This window comes from Marinobacterium marisflavi (genome assembly GCF_982447095.1).
In genome coordinates this window covers 1,433,258-1,452,704 of the sequence record NZ_OZ457898.1, presented here as the reverse complement: position 1 = coordinate 1,452,704, position 19,447 = coordinate 1,433,258, and the positions used below count along the sequence as shown (strand labels likewise).

Here is a 19,447-nt window from a genome sequence, read left to right as displayed (position 1 = left end):
ATGGATGCAGATTACCGTCCGTTTCACGACAACCCGAAAAAACCTGACTTTGTAGCCCCTGCCGGTGCCGTTGATGCACACTGCCATGTATTTGGTCCTGCTGAGCAGTTTCCTTACCACCCTAAGCGCAAGTACACGCCTTGTGATGCCTCTAAGGATCAGCTGTTTGCACTGCGCGACTACCTTGGTTTTAGCCGTAACGTGATCGTTCAGGCCTCCTGCCACGGTACGGACAATGCTGCGCTGGTTGATGCGCTCGAAACCGCGGGCGAGCTAGCACGTGGCGTTGCTGTCGTTGATCCGGCAATCACCGTAGAAGAGCTAGAGGCAATGGATAGAGCGGGCGTTCGTGGCGTTCGTTTCAACTTTGTTAAGCGTCTGGTCGACACCACACCTAAAGAGGTGTTCATGTCGATTGCAGAGAAGATTAAGCCGCTGGGTTGGCATATCGTTGTCTACTTTGAGGCGCCTGATCTGGAAGATCTGATCCCGTTCCTTAACGAGCTCAATACCACCATCGTTGTCGACCACATGGGTCGTCCTGATGTGACTAAGGGTGTTGATCACCCCGACTTCCAGCGCTTTATGGATCTGATGCGCAATAATGATAAAGTCTGGACCAAAGTGAGCTGCCCAGAGCGCCTTACGCAGCAGCCACCTGACTACTCAGATGTTGTGCCTTACATGCGCGCTCTAGTAGAGGCCTTCCCTGATCGCGTGCTTTGGGGCACCGACTGGCCGCATCCAAATATGAAGTCGCACACACCGGATGATGGTGCTCTGGTTGATGTGATCCCTCAGATCGCAGTAACCGAAGAGCTGCAGCAGAAGCTTCTGATTGATAACCCAATGCGCCTCTACTGGGAGCGCTAGGAGACTCTTTATGAGTGATAACCAGATGCCGGAGGGCACCTACAAATTTGATGGTGAGATGGCCACACTGGGCTTCAACCTCAACAAGATGTGTTTCACCTTCAATGATGAGGTGAGTCGCGCGGAGTTCCGTGAAGACGAAGCGGCGTACTGTGACAAGTTTGGCCTAAACGAAGTGCAGAAAGAGGCGATTCTTAAGCGCGATATTATCACCCTGCTGCGCAATGGCGGCAGCATCTACTACCTAGCTAAGTTTGCCGGCGTACTGGGCCTGAATGTACAGGATGTTGGCGGCATTATGACCGGCCAGACAACTGAAGAGTTTCAGGCATATCTAGATTCACAGAAGGTGGGCAAACCGAATGGCTAAGATGATTGGAATGATTGGCACCTCACACATCCCGGCGATTGGCCGCGCGGTGGACCAGGGGCTGGAAGAGACACCCTACTGGGTCGACTTCTTCGAAGGCTACAAGCCAATGCGTAAGTTCCTGCAGGAAGAGAAACCGGATATCGCGGTGCTCTTCTACAACGACCACGGCCTGTCGATGTTCCTCGACAAAAAGCCGACTTTCGCGATCGGTTGTGCTCCGCAGTATGAAAATGCCGATGAGGGCTGGGGAATCAATCCGATTCCGGCGTTAACTGGTGAGACTGAACTCTCTTGGCACATCGTTAACCACCTGATCGAGAACGACTTTGACCCAACAGTATGTCAGGACATCAAGGTTGATCACGGTGCCACCGTACCTATGTCTGTGCTTTACCCTAACCATAGCTACCAGGGGGTAAAAGTGATTCCGATTGCGATCAACTGTGAACGCCATCCAATGCCGAAGCCATCGCGTTCATACGCCTTTGGTAAAGCGATAGGCGACGCCATTCGTAGTTGGGATTCAGATCAGAAAGTGGTTGTACTCGGTACTGGCGGTTTGTCGCACCAGTTGGATGGTGAACGTGCCGGCTTCCTCAACACAGATTTCGATCAGATGTGTATGGACAAGCTCGTGACGGATCCGGAGTTCATCTGCCAGTACTCCAACGATGACCTGACTCGCATTGCTGGCGCCCAGGGTGTTGAGTGGGCTATGTGGCTCGCAGCGCGCGGCTGTTTCAGCGGTCCGGTCAAAGAGATTGAGCGCCGTCTCGTGGCTCCGATCTCTAACACGGCCTCAGGTCTGCAGCTACTGCTGCCAGCTTAGCGTCACATCGTTTGCAGGGGGGACCTTGGCCCAGCCAAGGTCGCGATTAATCGCCTCGTGCGGCTATGCCTCACAAACCTCCTACAGCTCTACCCTGCAATTTTCTCTGAGCACCCGCTCCACTCCATCGGCTTCACGCTCGGTGCGTACTTTCTGAAAAAGCTCTTTTGCTTGCGGAAAGTGCCAACCCAACATAGTCAGCCACTGTTTTATGCGACCATGCACATGGCGCTCTTCGATACTCGCCTTAACATCATCAAAGAAGTTGAGCAGATAGGGCTGAAGCCTCTGCCAGTTATGCTCAGTATCACGATTAGCACCCGGGTTGCGGATCTGCTCCACTAGAAATGGATTCGCTACAAGACCACGTCCGATCATGATGCGCTCACAGCCACTCACTTCACGGCATTTATGATAGTCCTCAGGCGTCCAGATCTCGCCGTTAGCGACCACTGGAATATTCACCGACTCACGTATACGGGCGATCCACTCCCAATGCGCTGGCGGCTTATAGCCCTCCACCTTAGTTCGGGCGTGCACGGTGAGGTAGGCGGCCCCGCCCTCCTCGATCGCTTTAGCGTTCTCCAGAGCCAGGCTTTTATCTTCGTAACCCAAGCGCATCTTACCGCTGACTGAGTAGTGCGGATCAACCGCGCTCCTAACGCCTTTAACCGCGTCAAACACAGAATTTGGTTGGCGCAGCATAATCGCTCCACCCATACTCTTGTTTACGGTTTTTGCAGGGCAGCCGAAGTTAAGATCAATCGCCGGAGCACCCAACTCAATCGCCCGCACGGCATTTTGACCCAGAGTCTGGGGATTAGAACCGAGTAACTGTACAGTCAGCGGTACTTCACCGTAGCCGCAATATTCGGACTGTAGCTCGGGAACAAGCCGGTAGAAAACTTTGGGAGGTAGAAGGTGTTCGGTTACCCGGACAAACTCAGTAACCATCGCATCAGGACCACCAATGGCCGCCTGTAAGCGGCGCATCGGTGCGTCTACAACCCCTTCCATGGGTGCTAGAACGATCTGCATAGCGTTAGACATCAATCAGAGCGCATCAAGGCCCAATTGAAGATCGGCTTTGATATCTTCGAGGTCCTCAAGACCCACTGAGACGCGAATCAGATTATCTCGGATCCCTGCAGCGGCACGTGCCTCGGCCGACATACGCCCGTGAGTCGTAGTCGCAGGGTGTGTAATGGTAGTTTTCACATCACCCAAGTTACCGGTAATTGAGATCATCTTGGTGGCATCGATCAAACGCCAAGCTGCCGCTTTCAAATCTGCATCGGAGCTCTTCGCCTCAAACGAAAGCACGCCGCCAAAGGCTGATTGTTGGCTTGCAGCCAGCTCGTGTTGTGGATGCGACTTGAGGCCGGAGTAGTAGACGCGCTCAACCTCAGGCTGCTGCTCTAACCACTGAGCAAGCTCCAGTGCAGCAGACGAGTGCGCACGCATACGCAGCGGCATGGTCTCTAAACCTTTCTGGAACACCCAGGCATTGAAGGGGCTTAAACAGGTGCCCGCTGTGCGCACGAAACCAAACACCTCTTCCATATCAGCGTCGCAACCAACAACCACACCGCCAACAACCCGGCCTTGGCCATCTAGGTATTTGGTCGCCGAGTGCATAACAATGTCAGCCCCGAGCTGTAGTGGTTTTTGCAGCGCGGGCGTCAAGAAACAGTTGTCGACAACCAGCTTCGCGTTGACTTCTTTAGCGATCCCACTTACTGCGCGTATATCAGTCACTTCAGCCAGTGGATTACTCGGCGTCTCCATAAAGAACATGCGGGTCTCTGGGCGCACCGCAGCACGCCATGCATCGAGATCCTTGGGATCGACAAAGGTCGTCTCAATTCCGCAACGACTAATATACTTCTCGAACAGTGAAACCGTTGACCCAAATACCGAGCGCGAACAGACTACGTGGTCTCCATGCTTCATCAGCGAGAGGCAGAGACTCATAATCGCAGCCATACCCGATGAGGTGGCGATAGCGCGTTCACCGCCCTCCATTGCTGCTATGCGGCGCTCAAACGCCTGTACTGTTGGGTTGGTAAAGCGCGAGTAGATGTTACCCTCGATATCTCCGCCAAAAGTGCCGGCGGCTTCTGCAGCGCTGGTGTAGACAAAGCTTGAGGTCGGGTAGATTGCATCGGAGTGCTCACCCTCTTCACTGCGGTACTGGCCTGCTCTGACGGCTAGGGTATCAGTTGCGTAGTGCGCATCAGTGAACTGCAGACGCTCGGGGCGTTCAAACTCTTTCTTGGCCATCGGTACCTCAGAATGCGCTATGTAGATCGGCAGATTCATTACTCTCGTCACTCTGTTTAGAGTCAGCACTGGCTTTAGCATCATCGTTGCGCTTCGCATCGATGCGTGCCAGGTAATCTTCAGAGACGGTGCCAGTTACGTATTTGCCGTTGAATACGCAGGTGTCAAAGTCATCGATCTTCTCATTAAACTTGGTAATTGACGCTTTTAGGTCATCGAGATCTTGATAGAGCATCCAGTCGGCACCAATCAGCTCACCGATCTCATCCGCTGTGCGCTCGTGGGCAATCAACTCGGTGGGCGACGGCATATCGATACCAAAGACGTTGGGGTAACGCACCTCAGGAGCAGCTGAGGCGAAGTAGACCTTGCGGGCACCCGCCTGGCGCGCCATCTCTACGATCTGCGCCGAGGTAGTACCACGGACAATCGAGTCATCTACCAGCATCACCACTTTGTCGCGGAACTCCGCCGCGATTGGATTGAGCTTCTGGCGTACAGACTTCTTACGCTGCGTCTGGCCCGGCATGATAAAGGTACGACCGATGTAGCGATTCTTGATAAATCCCTCACGGAAAGTCACACCCAGCTCTTTGGCCATCTCCAGCGCAGAGGTGCGGCTGGTATCCGGTATCGGGATAATGACGTCGATGTCGTGCTCGGGGAAGTCACGCAGGACTTTTTGCGCGAGCTTGTTACCCATCTCCATGCGCGCATGGTGCACTGAGATACCGTCGATGATTGAGTCCGGACGTGCCAGGTAAACATACTCAAACAGACAGGGCGCCAAGAGTGATTTTGAGGCGCACTGCTTAGTAGCGATCTCGCCATCCTGCGAGATAAAGATCGCCTCTCCCGGAGCCAAGTCTCGAACCAGTTCAAATCCAGATGTGTCCAGTGCAACGCTCTCAGAGGCCACCATGTATTCGGTGCCCTGCTCGGTTTCGCGCTTGCCGTAAACGACGGGGCGAATACCAAAGGGGTCGCGGAAAGCAACAATGCCGTACCCGGTGATAATGGCTACAACGGCGTAACCACCCTCACAGCGCTGGTGCACGCGCTCAACCGCTGTAAAGATATCATCGGCAGTCGGATTTAGTTTACCCAGCCCCTGTAGTTCGTGAGCAAAGACGTTAAGTAGAACTTCCGAGTCTGAGGTGGTGTTGATATGACGCAGGTCTGCGCGAAAGATCTCGTCTGCAAGCTGCTCTGCATTAGTCAGGTTGCCGTTGTGAGCCAAAGCGATGCCGTAGGGTGAGTTTACGTAGAACGGCTGTGCCTCAGCAGAGCTTGAGCTGCCTGCGGTTGGATAACGCACGTGGCCGATACCCATATTGCCGTTCATCTTCTTCATATGACGGGTGCGGAACACCTCGTTTACCAGCCCGTTATCCTTGCGCAAAAAGAAGCGCTGGCCGTCACTGGTCACCATACCCGCTGCGTCCTGGCCGCGATGCTGAAGCACCGTCAACGCGTCGAAAATGGTCTGATTTACAAAGCTTTTGGCAACAATGCCAACGATCCCGCACATTCTATTAACCTCGAAGAAGTATGCTGTTGCGTCTACCCTGCGCTACTAGCGCTCCAGATAGCCGCTCCTATCTGTTTAGCCATATCTTTGGTCCACCCCTCCAACAGCACAAAGTGCGGTATCAGAGATGAGGACTGCCACCAGTCGTTGGCTGCGACTGGAGTCATGCGCAGTAGCGCAACCATTACGATCACCACGAGACCGCCACGAACCACACCAAAGCCGACACCCAATAGGCGGTCCGTGGCGGAGAGTCCGGTGGCGCGCACCAGCGCAATGATCAACATCTGTATCAATGAGCCGCAGAGAAGCGTCAGCACAAAGAGTATGGCGAACGCTGCCATCAGCCCGGCAGCTGGATCTGGGAGGAAGGAGGTGATATGGGTGCTGAGAACACCCGAGAATAGCCGGGCGAGAACAAACGCCACTACCCAGGTGATGAGCGACATCGCTTCGCGGAGGAAACCGCGCTTAAGGCTCAACAAGCCTGACAGGGCGATAATCCCGACGATCACCCAATCTGTCCAAATCATCAACGTATCTCAGAAGAAATCAGGCAATATTTTACCAGAGCCTGATTGCGAACCCCAACTATTCACTAACTATTCAATCGTAAATCGAGTAATCATCCCATCAAGTGCATACTCTTGCTTGATACTCTCCTTGAGAGTTTCAAGACGAGTACGCTGCATCTCAGGTCCAATGTAAACGCGCACCAAGGTATCCGAGCGACGAATGTAGACTTTATATCCCGCTTTCAACAGGTCAGTCTGCAGTGCACGGGCATTGCGTTCATCTTTAAAACTGGCCAGCTGCAGCCCCCAAGCCACTGGCAGACCATCCTGATCGAGTCGCGGCGTATCCTCAGCTGGTGAAGGCCCGGGAGCGACTTCTGCCACCTCCTTTTGGATCTCTTCAGGCAAAGGTGCAATCTGGACTGGCTCAGCAGGCTCAGCCGGTTTTATATCAACAACGGCTGCCGCCTGCTCTGGAGTTGCTGCTTGAGGCTCGAGTGGCGCAAAAGGTTTAGGCGCAGGTGGTATCCGATTGGTCAGTTGGCGCTCTTTATAGCCTGCGGCATCGAATAGCAGCGGCGCAATGCTAAGAGAGATCACCACCAGTGCAATAGCGCCGACTGTTCGCTTCTTTAAGCCTGATCGCTTCGGGGCTAGTTCGCCTGCTGCATCTGCCACTCAAGTGCCTCCGTAACTGTTAAAAATGATCCGCACACTACCACCAGATCATCTGCGCTGACCTGAGGCTCAAGCGATTCAAGCGCTTCCATAACTGAATCGTAACTGCTTAGCGGGTTATTTACGAACGCTTGCAGCTCACTCGCGCTAGAGGCCCTCGGACCCTGCAGTGAAACTAAGTGCCACTCTGGCGCAAGCGCTTCGAGCTGCTGAACAACAGCAGCCCTATCCTTGTCCTTAAGCATTCCCAAAATGAAACGCAATTTGCCCGCAATTTGCAAATCCCGAAGACGCAATACCAGATATTTGGCGGCCTCTTCATTGTGCGCAACATCAAGCAACATAGGGGCCAGGCCTAAAGTAGAGCGCTGCATGCGCCCCATCATCTGAGCACTTTTCAGTCCCATTTTAATTTCAATAAGGCCCACTTCAGGGGCGATAAGAGAGAGCGCTTGAATCACACTCGGGGCATTTACTAACGGCAAATTGGGTCGAGGCAGTTCGTCGTAACTTAAGGCTTCACCTAGAACGTCGACTCCATGCCAGCTCCACAGATCACCCTGATGAGTAAGATCAAACTCAACACCACGACGCAGTAGCTCAGCACCAATTGCGCCGGCATGATCAACGACTGATTCCGGCGGCGTTCTAAGGCCGCAGATTGCCGGTTTACCTGCGCGAAAAACCCCCGCCTTCTCGTAACCGATCTGCTCTAACGTATCACCGAGCCAGTCAGTATGATCAAGTGCAACGCTCGTTAAAATGGCGAGATCCGCATCGATAATATTTACTGCATCCAAACGTCCACCCAGACCCACTTCAAGGATGACGTAATCAAGCTTCGCGAGTGAAAAGATATGCAGTGCGGCTAATGTGCCAAACTCGAAATAAGTTAATGAAATTTCGCCACGTGACTGTTCTATAACAGAAAAAGCATCACATATCTGATCATCCGAGGCGAGTCCACCCAAGAGCTGAATACGTTCGTTGTAGCGCAGAAAGTGCGGAGAAGTGTAGACGCCGGTACGGTAATTGGCGGATCGCAAAATGCTATCGAGCATCGCGGTGGTAGAGCCTTTGCCATTGGTTCCGGCTACCGTAATGACTTTAGAGCAACTGAGATCGATACCCATCCGCTGCGCAACTGAAGCCACGCGGTCTAGACCAAGCTCGATCTCAGTCGGATGACCCGCCTCGATGTAGGCGAGCCACTCGTTCAGTGAAGCTGGAGTTGCCACTGAGTCAGATATTATTCAGCAGCGGCCACAGGCTGCGCCGGCAAGCCCTGCAACTGACGCAGCATCTTGGCCACACGCTCACGCATCTCTTTGCGGTGGATAATCATATCGACCTGACCATGCTCAAGTAGAAACTCTGAGCGCTGGAAGCCCTCAGGCAATTTCTCGCGGACAGTCTGTTCGATTACACGAGGACCGGCAAAACCAACCAATGCACGGGGTTCAGCTACATTGAGATCGCCCAGCATAGCCAGAGAAGCTGACACACCACCATAGACAGGATCGGTTAATACAGAGACAAATGGCACGCCTGCTTTACGCATCTTCTCGAGAATGGCGCTGGTACGTGCCATTTGCATCAGCGAGAAGAGAGCCTCTTGCATGCGAGCACCGCCCGACGCTGAGAAGCAGATTAGTGGTTGGCGCTCTGCCAACGCAACCTCAGCAGCACGCACGAAACGCTCACCAACCACAGTACCCATAGAGCCGCCCATAAAGCGGAACTCGAACGCAACAGCTACCACAGGCTGAGACTCAAGCGTACCGCGCATCGCAATCAACGCATCGGTCTCGCCGGTATCGCGCTGAGCAGCGGTCAGTCGATCCTTGTACTTCTTGGAGTCTTTGAACTTCAGACGATCAATCGGCTCAATGTCTGCAGCCAACTCAGAGAGACTCCCCTCGTCCAGGAACTGAGTTAAGCGGGCACGCGCACCAATTCGCATATGATGCTCGCACTTAGGACAGACCGACAGATTCTTCTCAAGTTCCGGCTTGTAGAGCACCGACTCACACTTGGGGCACTTCTCCCACAAACCTTCCGGGATTGCGTTGCGTTTCTTCTCGGAACGTACCAGGTTGGGTACGATCTTATCTAACCAGTTACTCATCTCAATCCCCGAACTTAAGCGGCATCGACCGCTGTACGCATATCCTTAATGATCGCAGCCACCGCGGCAGGAATCTCCTGCGGGCGAGTTGATAGCTCAGCGATCTGATTGACCAACACACTACCAACAATTGCGCCATCTGCAACCTTGCAGACAGCCGCAGCCGATTCGCCATCACGAATACCGAATCCTACACAGAGTGGTAGGTCAGTGTCCTGACGCATCTCAGTGATGTAGGTTGCGACTTCGTCGACGTTAAGGGCTTTGGAACCTGTCACTCCTTTAACCGAAACGTAGTAAAGGTAGCCCGAGCCCTGCTCACAAATTGCCTTACGGCGCACTGGCGACGTTGTTGGCGAGATCAGGAAGATGATATCCAGGCCCTCTGCCTTGAGTGCAGCCATAAGACCTTCGGACTCAATCGGTGGCAGGTCAACGGTTAACACACCGTCGACACCGGCGGCTTTCGCACGCTGAGCAAAGTTTTCGTAACCGATCGCTTCAACCGGGTTTAGGTAGCCCATGAGTACAACTGGGGTATCAGCGTCTTGCTGGCGGAACTCAGCTACCATATCAAGTACGTCTAACAGGCGCGTACCGTGCATCAACGAGCGCTCACACGCGAGCTGAATGACAGGACCATCAGCCATTGGATCTGAGAACGGCACACCGAGCTCAATAACATCGGCGCCCGCCTCGACTAGCGCGTGCATCAGCGGAACAGTGACAGCTGGCTCAGAGTCTCCCGCAGTTACATACGGGATAATCGCTTTACGGCCATCGGCTTTCAGCTGGTTAAAACGCGCTTCAATACGATTCATTCGTCTTTTTTCCCTAAACGCTTACATCTCGATACCGTCGATCTGAGCGACGGTATGTATATCTTTATCACCACGACCGGAGAGATTCACGACGATCACTTGATCAGGCGACATCTCCTTCGCCATCTTCATCGCATAAGCCACAGCATGCGCAGACTCCAGCGCCGGCATAATACCCTCAATCTGAGTCAGTTTGCGGAACCCATCCATCGCTTCGTCGTCCGTCGCTGCAACATACTCTGCACGGCCTATATCTTTGAGATAACTGTGCTCTGGCCCTACGCCTGGGTAGTCCAAGCCAGCAGAGACCGAGTGTGTACCCAAGATCTGGCCTGCATCATCTTCCATCAGATAGGTACGCATACCGTGTAGTACACCTGGACGACCTGCGGTTAGAGGCGCTGCATGCTGGCCTGTCTCCAAACCAAAACCGCCCGCTTCCACACCGATCATGCGAGTTTCAGTGTCATCCATAAATGGGTAGAACATACCGATAGCGTTGGAGCCACCACCGACACAGGCGACGACTGCATCCGGCAGACGACCGATCTGCGCCATCGACTGCTGCTTGGTCTCACGACCAATGACCGCTTGGAAATCGCGTACCAGTTTAGGGTACGGATGTGGACCCGCTGCAGTACCAATAATGTAGTAGGTGTTATCGACGTTAGTGACCCAATCACGCATCGCTTCGTTCATAGCATCCTTGAGCGTGCGGGTACCCGAAGTCACAGGAATAACCTCTGCACCCAGAAGACGCATACGGTAGACGTTCAGAGCCTGGCGGCGAACATCCTCTTCACCCATGTAGACCTTACACTCAAGCCCCAGGCGTGCAGCAACGGTTGCCGATGCAACGCCATGCTGGCCTGCGCCAGTTTCTGCAATAACGCGCGGTTTGCCCATGTACTTTGCCAGCAGAGCCTGACCGATGGTGTTGTTAACCTTGTGGGCACCGGTGTGATTTAGATCTTCGCGCTTGAGCCAGATCTGTGCACCACCACAGTGAGCTGATAAACGTTCAGCATGGTAGAGCGGCGAGGGACGACCCACGTAATGCGCTAGATCTTTATCGAATTCAGCCTGAAAGTCGGGATCTTTACTCAGCCTTTCATACAGGGCTTCAAGCTCTTCGAGCGCGCCCATAAGAGTTTCAGAGACAAACCGTCCGCCATGGATACCAAAATGGCCATTAGCGTCAGGTACGTTAATTGAGTTGTTCTGCTCAGCTGTTGTTGACACGGTGCACCTCAGCAATAAATTGTTCTAATTTTTTGGCGTCCTTGATTCCTTTCGACTGCTCTACGCCACCACTCACATCGATAGCGTAAGGCCGCACCTGGTCGATTGCAGCAGCAACGTTGCCACTGTCCAGACCACCTGCCAGAGTAATCTCTGAAGCAAGTTCAGCTGGAATCCTTGACCAGTCGAATTGCTCGCCGGTACCTCCCGGAATCCCGGGAGTGTAGGCATCAAGCAAAACACCTCTCGCGTCTGCGTACGCGAGTATCTCTTGGTTTAGATCTAAATCTGGTTTCATCCGCAGCGCTTTGATGTAGGGCCGTTCGTATCGACCGCACTCCTCAGCCGTTTCACGACCGTGGAACTGTAACAGATCAACCTGCGTCTCATCGATAACCCGTTGAATATATTCAGGCTCCGCATCCACAAACAGCGCTACACTGGTTACAAAGGCGGGAAGACGAGAGATGATAGCCGCAGCATCTTGGATAGAAACCGCGCGCGGGCTTTTGGCATAGAACACAAAACCGAGTGCGTCAGCACCCGCATCAACGGCCGCTAACGCGTCCTCCATACGGGTAATACCACAGATCTTAACTCGCGTTCTCAAACCAAGCACTCAAGCGCAAAAACAAAGGTCGTATATTAACTTAGCAGCGCCGCGAACGAAAGCCTGAAAGCCCACTGTAGGAGCCTCTTCAAAGAGGTGGCGACTAGATCACGCGCTACGCTCAAGCCTAGGGGCGTTACAGGAAGAATGGACCCTGGTTACCGGGTGGAAGTTCGAACTTTTCGGGATATTTAACATCGACGAAGTACAGTCCCCACGGAGGAGCGGTTACACCGCCCATTCTTCGGTCGCGCGCATCAAGCACCTCGCGACTCCAGTCAGTGGATGCCTCCCCTGCTCCAATTTTCATCAGAACACCAGCAACATTACGCACCATGTGATGTAGAAACGCATTGGCACAGATATCGATCACGATAAGCTGCCCCTTTTTATAAACCTCTAGTGACTTGACCGTTTTCACCGGACTTTTTGCCTGACAGGCAATAGCGCGATAGGAGGTAAAATCATGTTCACCCACTAGATGCTTTGCGCCCGCCTGCATACGCTCTAAATTCAGCTCTTTATGCGTCCAGGTAACACCGCGGCTAAGAATCGCCGGCTTTACCTCAGCTGAATAGATCAGGTAGCGGTAGCGCCGCTCCATCGCTGAAAAGCGCGCATGAAACTCATCGGAGACCGGTTTAGCCCAGAGCACCGCCACATCATCCGGCAGTTTCGTATTGGTACCGCGTACCCAAGCACGATCTGGCCGCTGAACCTGTGCATCGAAGTGAATTACCTGGTAGCAGCCGTTTACGCCGGTATCGGTCCGCCCAGCACAGATAACATTGACGGGGTGGCAAGCTATCTGCGACAGAGCCGCTTCCAGAGTCTCCTGAACGGTTACTACACCCTCATCGCGCTGGGACTGCCAGCCGTGATAGTTATAGCCTGCGTACTCAATACCTAGCGCGTAACGGGTCGTAGAACGAGAAAGGGCGACTTGCGTCGCCCCTTGATTTTCAGATGTGTGTTGCATTAACTCAACTTATCCAACAGAGACTTGGCTTCGGCTTGCTGCTCAGCGTTGCCGTCGCGTGCGATTTCGCCAAGGATATCACGAGCACCCTCAGTGTCGTCCATCTCGATGTAAGCGCGAGCCAGATCCAGCTTGGTCTCCACCTCATCAGCACCATCAAGTGAATCCAGTAGATCGTCTTCAAGTAGATCCTCGTCATCACCCTCTTCTACTAACTCAATATCGCCATCATCTTCTGCCAGCATCTCATCCAGCTCATCCTCCAGACTCATGTCCAGATCATGCGCAATGTTGGCCGTCAGCTCGTCTTCGACTAGCTCACCCGGCGACTTAGGGCGCTCAGGCTCATCAATCGCCATCTCATTACTGAGGTCCTGCATCATCTCATCTAGGTCTGTTTCAGGGAGTGTATCCAGCTCGTCAACACCTGATGCTGCCACATCGGCAAGCTCAGCCGGAGCTTCATCAAAGGAATCACCATCATCAAGGGTTAAACCTTCGAGCGAATCAGTCGCCAACTCAGCATCTTCGAGGGGTTCGTCACCCAGACTCAGGCTGGTATCGAAGTCACCCAACTCAAGCAGATCGTCCTCCTCGACGGCTTCATTGTCATCGACACTGACCATCTGATCCAGGCCGGCCGCTGACTCCAACTCCGGTGGAAACTCCTCGTTGACACCGAGCTCCTCGATACCCATCCCCTCAGCATCCAGGTCAGGTGCTTCAAACTCGAGTGCAGTTGAGGCTTCAGTTGCTGAGTCAGTGTTCTGTTCAGTCTCGAGCTCCGCCGCATCGGCTAACAACATCTTATCGAGGTCATCATCAACTAGGTCATCGATCTCGTCATCTTCACTGACAGTATCGAGCGGCGCATCCTCATTGGGCTTATCCATCTCGATGGGCTCATCGATCAGCTCCGAATCTTCAATCTCAGCAGATTCGGCAACCTGATCCGACTCGGGTTCGATCTCTTCAGAGAAAAACTCCTCGTCGATCATATCGGCCGCCTCTTCGGCCACCGCCTCTTCACCAAAGTTGTCAGCAACTGCAAATTCGAGACCCTCGAGCTCATCATCCTCGAGGCTTTCATTTGCTGACGGCGCATCGCTAACCTGAGCATCATCGAGTGACTTATCGTCCAGCAGATCATCCCCGAGATCCGTCTCCAGCAGCTCATCTAGATCAGTATCGATATCCGCATCGGAGTCGAGCAATGCATCCAGATCATCCGCCTCTTGCGGCTCACCCGAAACATCTTCATCAAGGATGTCGTCAAGCACCGAGTCAATCTCCGAACCACCGAGCTCTGACTCATCGACCGCTTCCATCTCAGAGAGATCAATCTCTGCTGCAGGGGTTGGATCATCATCGAGGTCCAGATCCATATCTAGGTCAAGATCATCGAGCTCATCCACCGGATTCGCTTGAGCCTGACTCGCCAGCGCAGCTCCTGCTACTGCTGCTGTCGCCGCAACGGCAGGTGCTGGGCTCTCCTCAAACTCAGGAATTTCATCCTCGGGTGACTCCTCCTTCTTGCCCTTCTTACCCTTTTTGGACTTGCGAGGTGCCGGTTCATCATCGTAATCAGCTGACTTGCGACGACGCGCCAGCGCCGCAAGCGCCAGTAGAAGCAGCAGCACACCACCCGCGCCGCCTAAGTACAGCGGATTCGTCATCATCAGATTGATAAACTCATCCACCGGGCTCGGCTTAGGTTTGTTAGCCTCCTGTACCTGCTTCAGCATCTCTGCCTGTAGCGAAGCCATCTGCTGATCTTTCAATTCAATCAGGCGCTGCATTGCGGCGAGCTGCTCTTGAATCGAATCGAGCTTTTCGCCCAGCTCAGCATTCTCGCGGGAGACCTTATCCACCGACTCCTGCGTTACCAACAATCGATTCTCGAGATCCTCGTTACGCTGAATCAACTCAATCTCGCGCTCAGAGGGGCCTGTATCAACAACAGCTTTGTCACCCTCGACCTCGATAGCCTCCGCCTCAGGCGCCGCATCACTTGAAACGGATTCCTCCATCTCAGCCGGTTTTTCCGCTGTTACAATTTTCAGCTGACTCTCTGACGCATCAGGCGCACCCTCAGCGGTACCACTCGCTTGGGTATCAGCTGCAGTCGTATCCGGTTTAGCCTCAGGTTTAGGCTCTGACTTGGGCGCTGCAGCCGCGCGACGACTCGCCTTCCACTCTGCAGTCTGACGAGCCGCTTCGGCAATGGCCTGTTTGCGGGTCAGTGCACGAGCCTCCTCGGCCGTTGGTAGCTTCATCACCTGCCCAGCACGCATCACATTGATGTTTGAAGTTGGAAATAGTTGCGGGTTTTTACGCTGCATCGCTACCATCATCTGCTCGATACTGATGTCCGATGCATGCCGATTGTTCTTGGCCAGAACATAGAGGGTATCGTTGTTTTTGACGAAAATTTCGCCACCACCAACATTGGTTTGGATATTGGAGCGCTGCGCCGGTGCAGCAACTGGCTGCTGGGCAGATGCCGCCGGTGTCGTTGCCGCAGGCGCGTTAATCGCTGTCGTCACCGGGGCCGGGTCAAAGACCGGAGGATCAAGCAGTAACGTGTACTCCCGGACCAGTCGACCCTGAGGCCAGTTAACCTCCATTAGAAAGCTCAGGAAGGGTTCCTGAACCGGCACTGACGAGGTAACGTGGATAGACCCGCTACCGTCAGGGGCTACTTTTACTTGGAACGTAACATCACTGAGAAAACGTGACTTGGTTAGCCCGGCGAGAGAGAACTCGTCGATATCCGCCATGCGCGGCAGGATCTGTTGTGCTGAGAGGTCTCTAACCTGCACTAAACGGATGTCTGCATCGAGCGGCTCGTTGAGTGCCGAGTTGACACGAACCTCTCCGAGACCCAGTGCATTTGCCTGTCCTGCTGCAATTACCGAAGCAACCGCAAGACTTAGCGCGAGTTTGCGCACCATCTTATCTATCCTTATGTTTGGCCAATACACCTGCTTTTTGCCAGAAAAACAGGCAGTTGCGTTTCGCAAAACTAAATGAAGTATTGTAGGAAGATAGAGACTGGTCAAGCGAGCCCGGGCATTTATTCCCCGCTCGCTTTTTTGTAGGCTAAAACTGACTCAAAAGAGCTACATTAGTGAGCTGTTACAAGAGCGCGCAATGCGTCGACGGCATTCGATGCGCGGCCTAAGCGCTGTTCATCAAACAACAGAGTCATCAGCAGCACATTTGCATCTTGCGGATCAAAACGCAAACGGGCAACTAGGCACTCTTCGATGCCTGTGGCACTCTGAGTAGATGCCGAGGCGGAAGGTGCGTAACGCAGCTTAGCCTCGCGATCGATCAGATGAATCAGTTCACTAAGTTCAGCACCTTTGTCCAACTCAACAGCGAGTGTGACTGCGGTACCGTGAAACAGAGGCACCTCCACCGCTGACGCGTTTACTTCCAGATCCTCAGCACCAAGCAGCTCAGCCAAGCCCTCAGCGTAAAGCGCCTCAACCGGCATGGACGCATTTGCCATCGGTTTTTGAGGCTGTGCAATCAGGTTAAACGCCATACTTGCATCCAAGTACTTAGCCGCCGCTTCGCGTCCGTTGAGCAAGTGAGCCGTCTCGGTTGCCAGCGCCTGAACACCGGCCTGGTCGTGCATACTTGCCGGCAGCATTAGCGTTGCTGTCACGCGCAGCGGTTCAACAGCAGCCGAGAGCGTTCTTAGGATCACGGCTGTGGCCAGTAGCGCCGGCTCAGGTGAGCGATAGACCGCCCCTTTAGCCAGAGCAAGTTGGCTCTCACTAACACCGGCAAGCAAAAGCTCACCTTCCTCAGTTTCTGCTCGCGCATGCAAGTCAAACAGCGTGAGAGCAGGAGCGATTGCTACCAGGGTCTCGGCGGGAATCTCAGGTGCACAGAGAATGGCTAGCTTGGCATCATCAAGATCGATGTTAGCGTAGCTGCGCACACGCAGCGCACGTCCATTCACCATCAGCGAACGCCCTGCCTCTTCCTCTGTATCATAAAGTTCAAAGACCACCTCTTTAGCAAGCGGGTGATCCTCTAGCAGCTCAAGCAACTGCTCACCAGCTAGGGCGCTGACACCGAGAAGTAGAACTTTATTCGACATGACAAAACTCCAGAATAGAATCAGCCCGCAGATGCGGGCTGATAGAAAAAACGCTGTGAGAGCGCTCTATTAACGTTCGTTCAGAATGCGCAGCATACGACGCAGTGGCTCAGCCGCACCCCAGAGAAGCTGGTCACCGACGCTGAAAGCGTTGAGGTACTGCTTACCCATCTTCATCTTACGCAGACGACCTACCGGGATGTTAAGCGTGCCAGTAACTTTGGTCGGTGTCAGCTCTTCCATGGTGATCTGACGGTCGTTCGGCACCACTTTCACCCAGTCGTTGGCTTCGGCGATCATCTGCTCAATCTCACCCATTGGGATGTCTTTGTTCAGTTTGATCGTGAACGCCTGGCTGTGACAACGCATAGCTCCGATGCGAACACAGGTACCATCAATTGCGATAGGGTTGGCATGGCGACCAAGGATCTTGTTAGTCTCAACGAAGCCCTTCCACTCCTCTTTCGACTGGCCGTCGGCAACCGGCACATCGATCCAAGGGATCAGAGAGCCGGCGAGCGGCACACCGAAGTTATCAACGGCAAGATCGTTGCGCATTGTGTTGGCAACCTGACGGTCAATATCAAGAATGGCAGATGCAGGGTCTTTGAGCATTTCAGCCGAACCGTCGCGGATCTGGCCCATCTGCGTGATCAGCTCGCGCATGTTGCGCGCACCCGCACCCGATGCAGCCTGGTACGTCATTGAACTGACCCACTCAACATGACCGGCCTTGAATAGGCCGCCAAGGCCCATCAGCATCAAGGAGACAGTGCAGTTGCCACCGACAAAGGTCTTGATACCTTTGCTCAGCCCTTTATTGATGACATCCGCATTTACAGGATCAAGAATGATAATCGAATCATCGGCCATACGCAGAGCAGAGGCTGCATCGATCCAGTAACCGTCCCAGCCCGCTGCGCGCAACTGAGGGTAAACCGCTTTCGTGTAATCGCCACCCTGACAGGTAATAATCACATCCATCTGTTTGAGCGCATCAATATCATTTGCGTCTTTCAGCGGAGCGATCTCTTTACCGATCTCAGGGCCTGCCTGGCCTACCTGAGAGGTGGTGAAAAATACTGGCTCGTTGATCTGGTCAAAATCGTTCTCTTCCAGCATGCGCTGCATAAGAACCGATCCCACCATGCCGCGCCAGCCTACAAAACCTACACGATTCATGTTTAACCTCTGTTTTAAGAGTACTTCTTACTTCGGTATCCAATCCCGAAGACGATTAAAAAAGGCCGGTATCATACCGGCCTCTTTGAGCGATCTGGCCGTTTACGCGTTCAGCGCAGCAATTACCGCATCACCCATTTCCGTTGTGCTCACCTTCTGCATACCTTCAGAGAAGATATCCGCAGTACGCAGACCTTGATCGAGAACATCGCTTACCGCTTTCTCAATTCTATCCGCCGCTGCGCCCTGGTTGAGCGAGTAGCGCAACATCATAGCGGCAGATAGGATGGTTGCCAATGGATTTGCAATGTTTTGGCCTGCAATATCTGGCGCGGAGCCGTGACAAGGTTCGTACATACCCTGACTCGCTTTGTTCAGCGAAGCCGATGGCAGCATACCAATTGAGCCAGTGAGCATCGCAGCAGCATCGGAGAGTATGTCACCAAACATGTTACCGGTGACTACCACATCGAACTGTTTAGGTGCGCGTACCAGCTGCATAGCCGCATTATCAACGTACATGTGGCTCAGCTCTACCTCTGGGTATTCGCTCTTAAGCTCTTCCATCACCTCACGCCACAGAACAGTCACTTCGAGTACATTAGCCTTATCTACCGAGCAGAGTTTCTTACCACGCGCCATCGCAGCTTCGAATGCAACACGACCGATACGCTTGATCTCTTCTTCGTTGTAGACGTAGGTGTTGTAGCCTTCGCGAAGTCCGTCCTCGGTAGTGCGTACGCCGCGTGGCTGACCAAAGTAGATACCACCCGTTAGCTCGCGCACAATGAGAATATCCAGACCCGATACCACTTCCGGTTTCAGCGTTGATGCATCAGCAAGCTGTGGGTAGAGGATGGCTGGACGCAGGTTGCCGAACAGCTCAAGGTTAGAGCGGATACCCAACAGCCCTTTCTCTGGGCGAATCTGGAAGTCTGGGTTTGTGTCCCACTGCGGGCCGCCAACAGCGCCCAACAGAATACCTTTGGCGTCGCGTGCTTTAGCCAAAGTCTCTTCTGGCAGAGGTACGCCAGTTGCGTCGATTGCAGAGCCACCGAGGTGAGCTTCATCAAACTCCAGACCGAGGCTGTCCTGCTGGTTAACTAGCTCCAGCACACGACGCGCCTGAGCGATAATTTCAGGGCCGATGCCGTCGCCTGGAAGGATGAGTACTTTGTTTTCGTTCATTCTATTTCCAAAATTATTCTGTAGGAGCGCAGTTACACTGCGCGATAAAAGCCAAGATCGCGCAGCCTAGCTGCGCTGCTAAGGTTTCCCGAGTCGCG

Annotated in this window: 18 protein-coding genes; 3 read left to right on the top strand and 15 right to left on the bottom strand. The window is 53.6% G+C overall.

Annotated elements, in window-relative coordinates; translation table 11 throughout:
- From AC1WNR_RS07195 to AC1WNR_RS07185, 3 genes are read left to right on the top strand one after another with little or no spacing between them, the layout of a single operon-like run.
- Entirely contained in the window at positions 1-873 is an 873-nt protein-coding gene (locus AC1WNR_RS07195) for an amidohydrolase family protein (protein WP_481643835.1), read from the top strand.
- Between the two features lie 10 nt (positions 874-883).
- The gene (locus AC1WNR_RS07190; protein ID WP_481643834.1) at positions 884-1,243 is read left to right on the top strand and encodes a protocatechuate 3,4-dioxygenase; all 360 of its coding nucleotides are present in this window, start codon (positions 884-886) and stop codon (positions 1,241-1,243) included.
- Positions 1,236-2,075, top strand: coding sequence for a class III extradiol dioxygenase family protein (locus tag AC1WNR_RS07185; protein ID WP_481643833.1), 840 nt, complete (start codon positions 1,236-1,238; stop codon positions 2,073-2,075). The genes AC1WNR_RS07190 and AC1WNR_RS07185 overlap by 8 nt, the downstream gene beginning before the upstream one ends.
- 81 nt (positions 2,076-2,156) lie before the next feature.
- Here AC1WNR_RS07185 and AC1WNR_RS07180 read toward each other — a convergent pair whose 3' ends face one another.
- The 15 genes from AC1WNR_RS07180 to leuB form a co-directional block, all read right to left on the bottom strand.
- Complete coding sequence (locus tag AC1WNR_RS07180) at positions 2,157-3,125, bottom strand: tRNA dihydrouridine synthase (RefSeq protein ID WP_481643832.1); 969 nt, start codon at positions 3,123-3,125, stop codon at positions 2,157-2,159.
- Between the two features lie 3 nt (positions 3,126-3,128).
- On the bottom strand, positions 3,129-4,358 hold the full coding sequence (locus AC1WNR_RS07175) for an O-succinylhomoserine sulfhydrylase (RefSeq protein WP_481643831.1): 1,230 nt from the start codon (positions 4,356-4,358) through the stop codon (positions 3,129-3,131).
- 7 nt (positions 4,359-4,365) lie between these two features.
- Positions 4,366-5,889 (bottom strand): amidophosphoribosyltransferase, encoded by a 1,524-nt coding sequence (gene purF / locus AC1WNR_RS07170; RefSeq protein WP_481643830.1) that lies wholly within the window; start codon positions 5,887-5,889, stop codon positions 4,366-4,368.
- 32 nt (positions 5,890-5,921) lie between these two features.
- On the bottom strand, positions 5,922-6,422 hold the full coding sequence (locus AC1WNR_RS07165) for a CvpA family protein (protein WP_481643829.1): 501 nt from the start codon (positions 6,420-6,422) through the stop codon (positions 5,922-5,924).
- A 69-nt stretch (positions 6,423-6,491) separates the two neighbouring features.
- Positions 6,492-7,082 (bottom strand): SPOR domain-containing protein, encoded by a 591-nt coding sequence (locus tag AC1WNR_RS07160; RefSeq protein ID WP_481643828.1) that lies wholly within the window; start codon positions 7,080-7,082, stop codon positions 6,492-6,494.
- Positions 7,058-8,320 (bottom strand): bifunctional tetrahydrofolate synthase/dihydrofolate synthase, encoded by a 1,263-nt coding sequence (folC, locus tag AC1WNR_RS07155; RefSeq protein ID WP_481643827.1) that lies wholly within the window; start codon positions 8,318-8,320, stop codon positions 7,058-7,060. The genes AC1WNR_RS07160 and folC overlap by 25 nt, the downstream gene beginning before the upstream one ends.
- Before the next feature lie 11 nt (positions 8,321-8,331).
- Complete coding sequence (gene accD, locus AC1WNR_RS07150; protein WP_481643826.1) at positions 8,332-9,210, bottom strand: acetyl-CoA carboxylase, carboxyltransferase subunit beta; 879 nt, start codon at positions 9,208-9,210, stop codon at positions 8,332-8,334.
- Positions 9,211-9,224: 14 nt separating this feature from the next.
- Positions 9,225-10,031: a tryptophan synthase subunit alpha gene (gene trpA / locus AC1WNR_RS07145; protein ID WP_481643825.1), complete on the bottom strand. Its 807-nt coding sequence runs from the start codon at positions 10,029-10,031 to the stop codon at positions 9,225-9,227.
- A 21-nt stretch (positions 10,032-10,052) separates the two neighbouring features.
- A complete protein-coding gene (gene trpB / locus AC1WNR_RS07140) occupies positions 10,053-11,273 on the bottom strand; it encodes a tryptophan synthase subunit beta (protein WP_481643824.1) in 1,221 nt (406 codons plus the stop codon).
- Complete coding sequence (locus tag AC1WNR_RS07135) at positions 11,257-11,892, bottom strand: phosphoribosylanthranilate isomerase (RefSeq protein WP_481643823.1); 636 nt, start codon at positions 11,890-11,892, stop codon at positions 11,257-11,259. Before AC1WNR_RS07135 ends, trpB begins: the two co-directional genes overlap by 17 nt.
- Positions 11,893-12,019: 127 nt before the next feature.
- Positions 12,020-12,862: a tRNA pseudouridine(38-40) synthase TruA gene (truA, locus tag AC1WNR_RS07130; protein WP_481643822.1), complete on the bottom strand. Its 843-nt coding sequence runs from the start codon at positions 12,860-12,862 to the stop codon at positions 12,020-12,022.
- A complete protein-coding gene (locus tag AC1WNR_RS07125) occupies positions 12,862-15,816 on the bottom strand; it encodes a motility hub landmark protein FimV (protein ID WP_481643821.1) in 2,955 nt (984 codons plus the stop codon). The genes truA and AC1WNR_RS07125 overlap by 1 nt, the downstream gene beginning before the upstream one ends.
- A 173-nt stretch (positions 15,817-15,989) precedes the next feature.
- Positions 15,990-16,979 (bottom strand): Asd/ArgC dimerization domain-containing protein, encoded by a 990-nt coding sequence (locus tag AC1WNR_RS07120; protein WP_481643820.1) that lies wholly within the window; start codon positions 16,977-16,979, stop codon positions 15,990-15,992.
- 69 nt (positions 16,980-17,048) lie between these two features.
- A complete protein-coding gene (gene asd / locus AC1WNR_RS07115) occupies positions 17,049-18,161 on the bottom strand; it encodes an aspartate-semialdehyde dehydrogenase (protein WP_481643819.1) in 1,113 nt (370 codons plus the stop codon).
- A gap of 102 nt (positions 18,162-18,263) precedes the next feature.
- The gene (gene leuB / locus AC1WNR_RS07110; protein WP_481643818.1) at positions 18,264-19,349 is read right to left on the bottom strand and encodes a 3-isopropylmalate dehydrogenase; all 1,086 of its coding nucleotides are present in this window, start codon (positions 19,347-19,349) and stop codon (positions 18,264-18,266) included.
- Between the last annotated feature and the right edge of the window lie 98 nt (positions 19,350-19,447).

Bases quoted from the DNA above. Each gene is read 5' to 3' on its own strand.
- AC1WNR_RS07195 (WP_481643835.1), top strand. From the start codon at position 1: ATGGATGCAGATTACCGTCCGTTTCACGACAACCCGAAAAAACCTGAC.
- AC1WNR_RS07190 (WP_481643834.1), top strand. From the start codon at position 884: ATGAGTGATAACCAGATGCCGGAGGGCACCTACAAATTTGATGGTGAG.
- AC1WNR_RS07185 (WP_481643833.1), top strand. From the start codon at position 1,236: ATGGCTAAGATGATTGGAATGATTGGCACCTCACACATCCCGGCGATT.
- AC1WNR_RS07180 (WP_481643832.1), bottom strand. From the start codon at position 3,125: ATGTCTAACGCTATGCAGATCGTTCTAGCACCCATGGAAGGGGTTGTA.
- AC1WNR_RS07175 (WP_481643831.1), bottom strand. From the start codon at position 4,358: ATGGCCAAGAAAGAGTTTGAACGCCCCGAGCGTCTGCAGTTCACTGAT.
- purF (WP_481643830.1), bottom strand. From the start codon at position 5,889: ATGTGCGGGATCGTTGGCATTGTTGCCAAAAGCTTTGTAAATCAGACC.
- AC1WNR_RS07165 (WP_481643829.1), bottom strand. From the start codon at position 6,422: ATGATTTGGACAGATTGGGTGATCGTCGGGATTATCGCCCTGTCAGGC.
- accD (WP_481643826.1), bottom strand. From the start codon at position 9,210: ATGAGTAACTGGTTAGATAAGATCGTACCCAACCTGGTACGTTCCGAG.
- trpA (WP_481643825.1), bottom strand. From the start codon at position 10,031: ATGAATCGTATTGAAGCGCGTTTTAACCAGCTGAAAGCCGATGGCCGT.
- truA (WP_481643822.1), bottom strand. From the start codon at position 12,862: ATGCAACACACATCTGAAAATCAAGGGGCGACGCAAGTCGCCCTTTCT.
- AC1WNR_RS07125 (WP_481643821.1), bottom strand. From the start codon at position 15,816: ATGGTGCGCAAACTCGCGCTAAGTCTTGCGGTTGCTTCGGTAATTGCA.
- AC1WNR_RS07120 (WP_481643820.1), bottom strand. From the start codon at position 16,979: ATGTCGAATAAAGTTCTACTTCTCGGTGTCAGCGCCCTAGCTGGTGAG.
- asd (WP_481643819.1), bottom strand. From the start codon at position 18,161: ATGAATCGTGTAGGTTTTGTAGGCTGGCGCGGCATGGTGGGATCGGTT.
- leuB (WP_481643818.1), bottom strand. From the start codon at position 19,349: ATGAACGAAAACAAAGTACTCATCCTTCCAGGCGACGGCATCGGCCCT.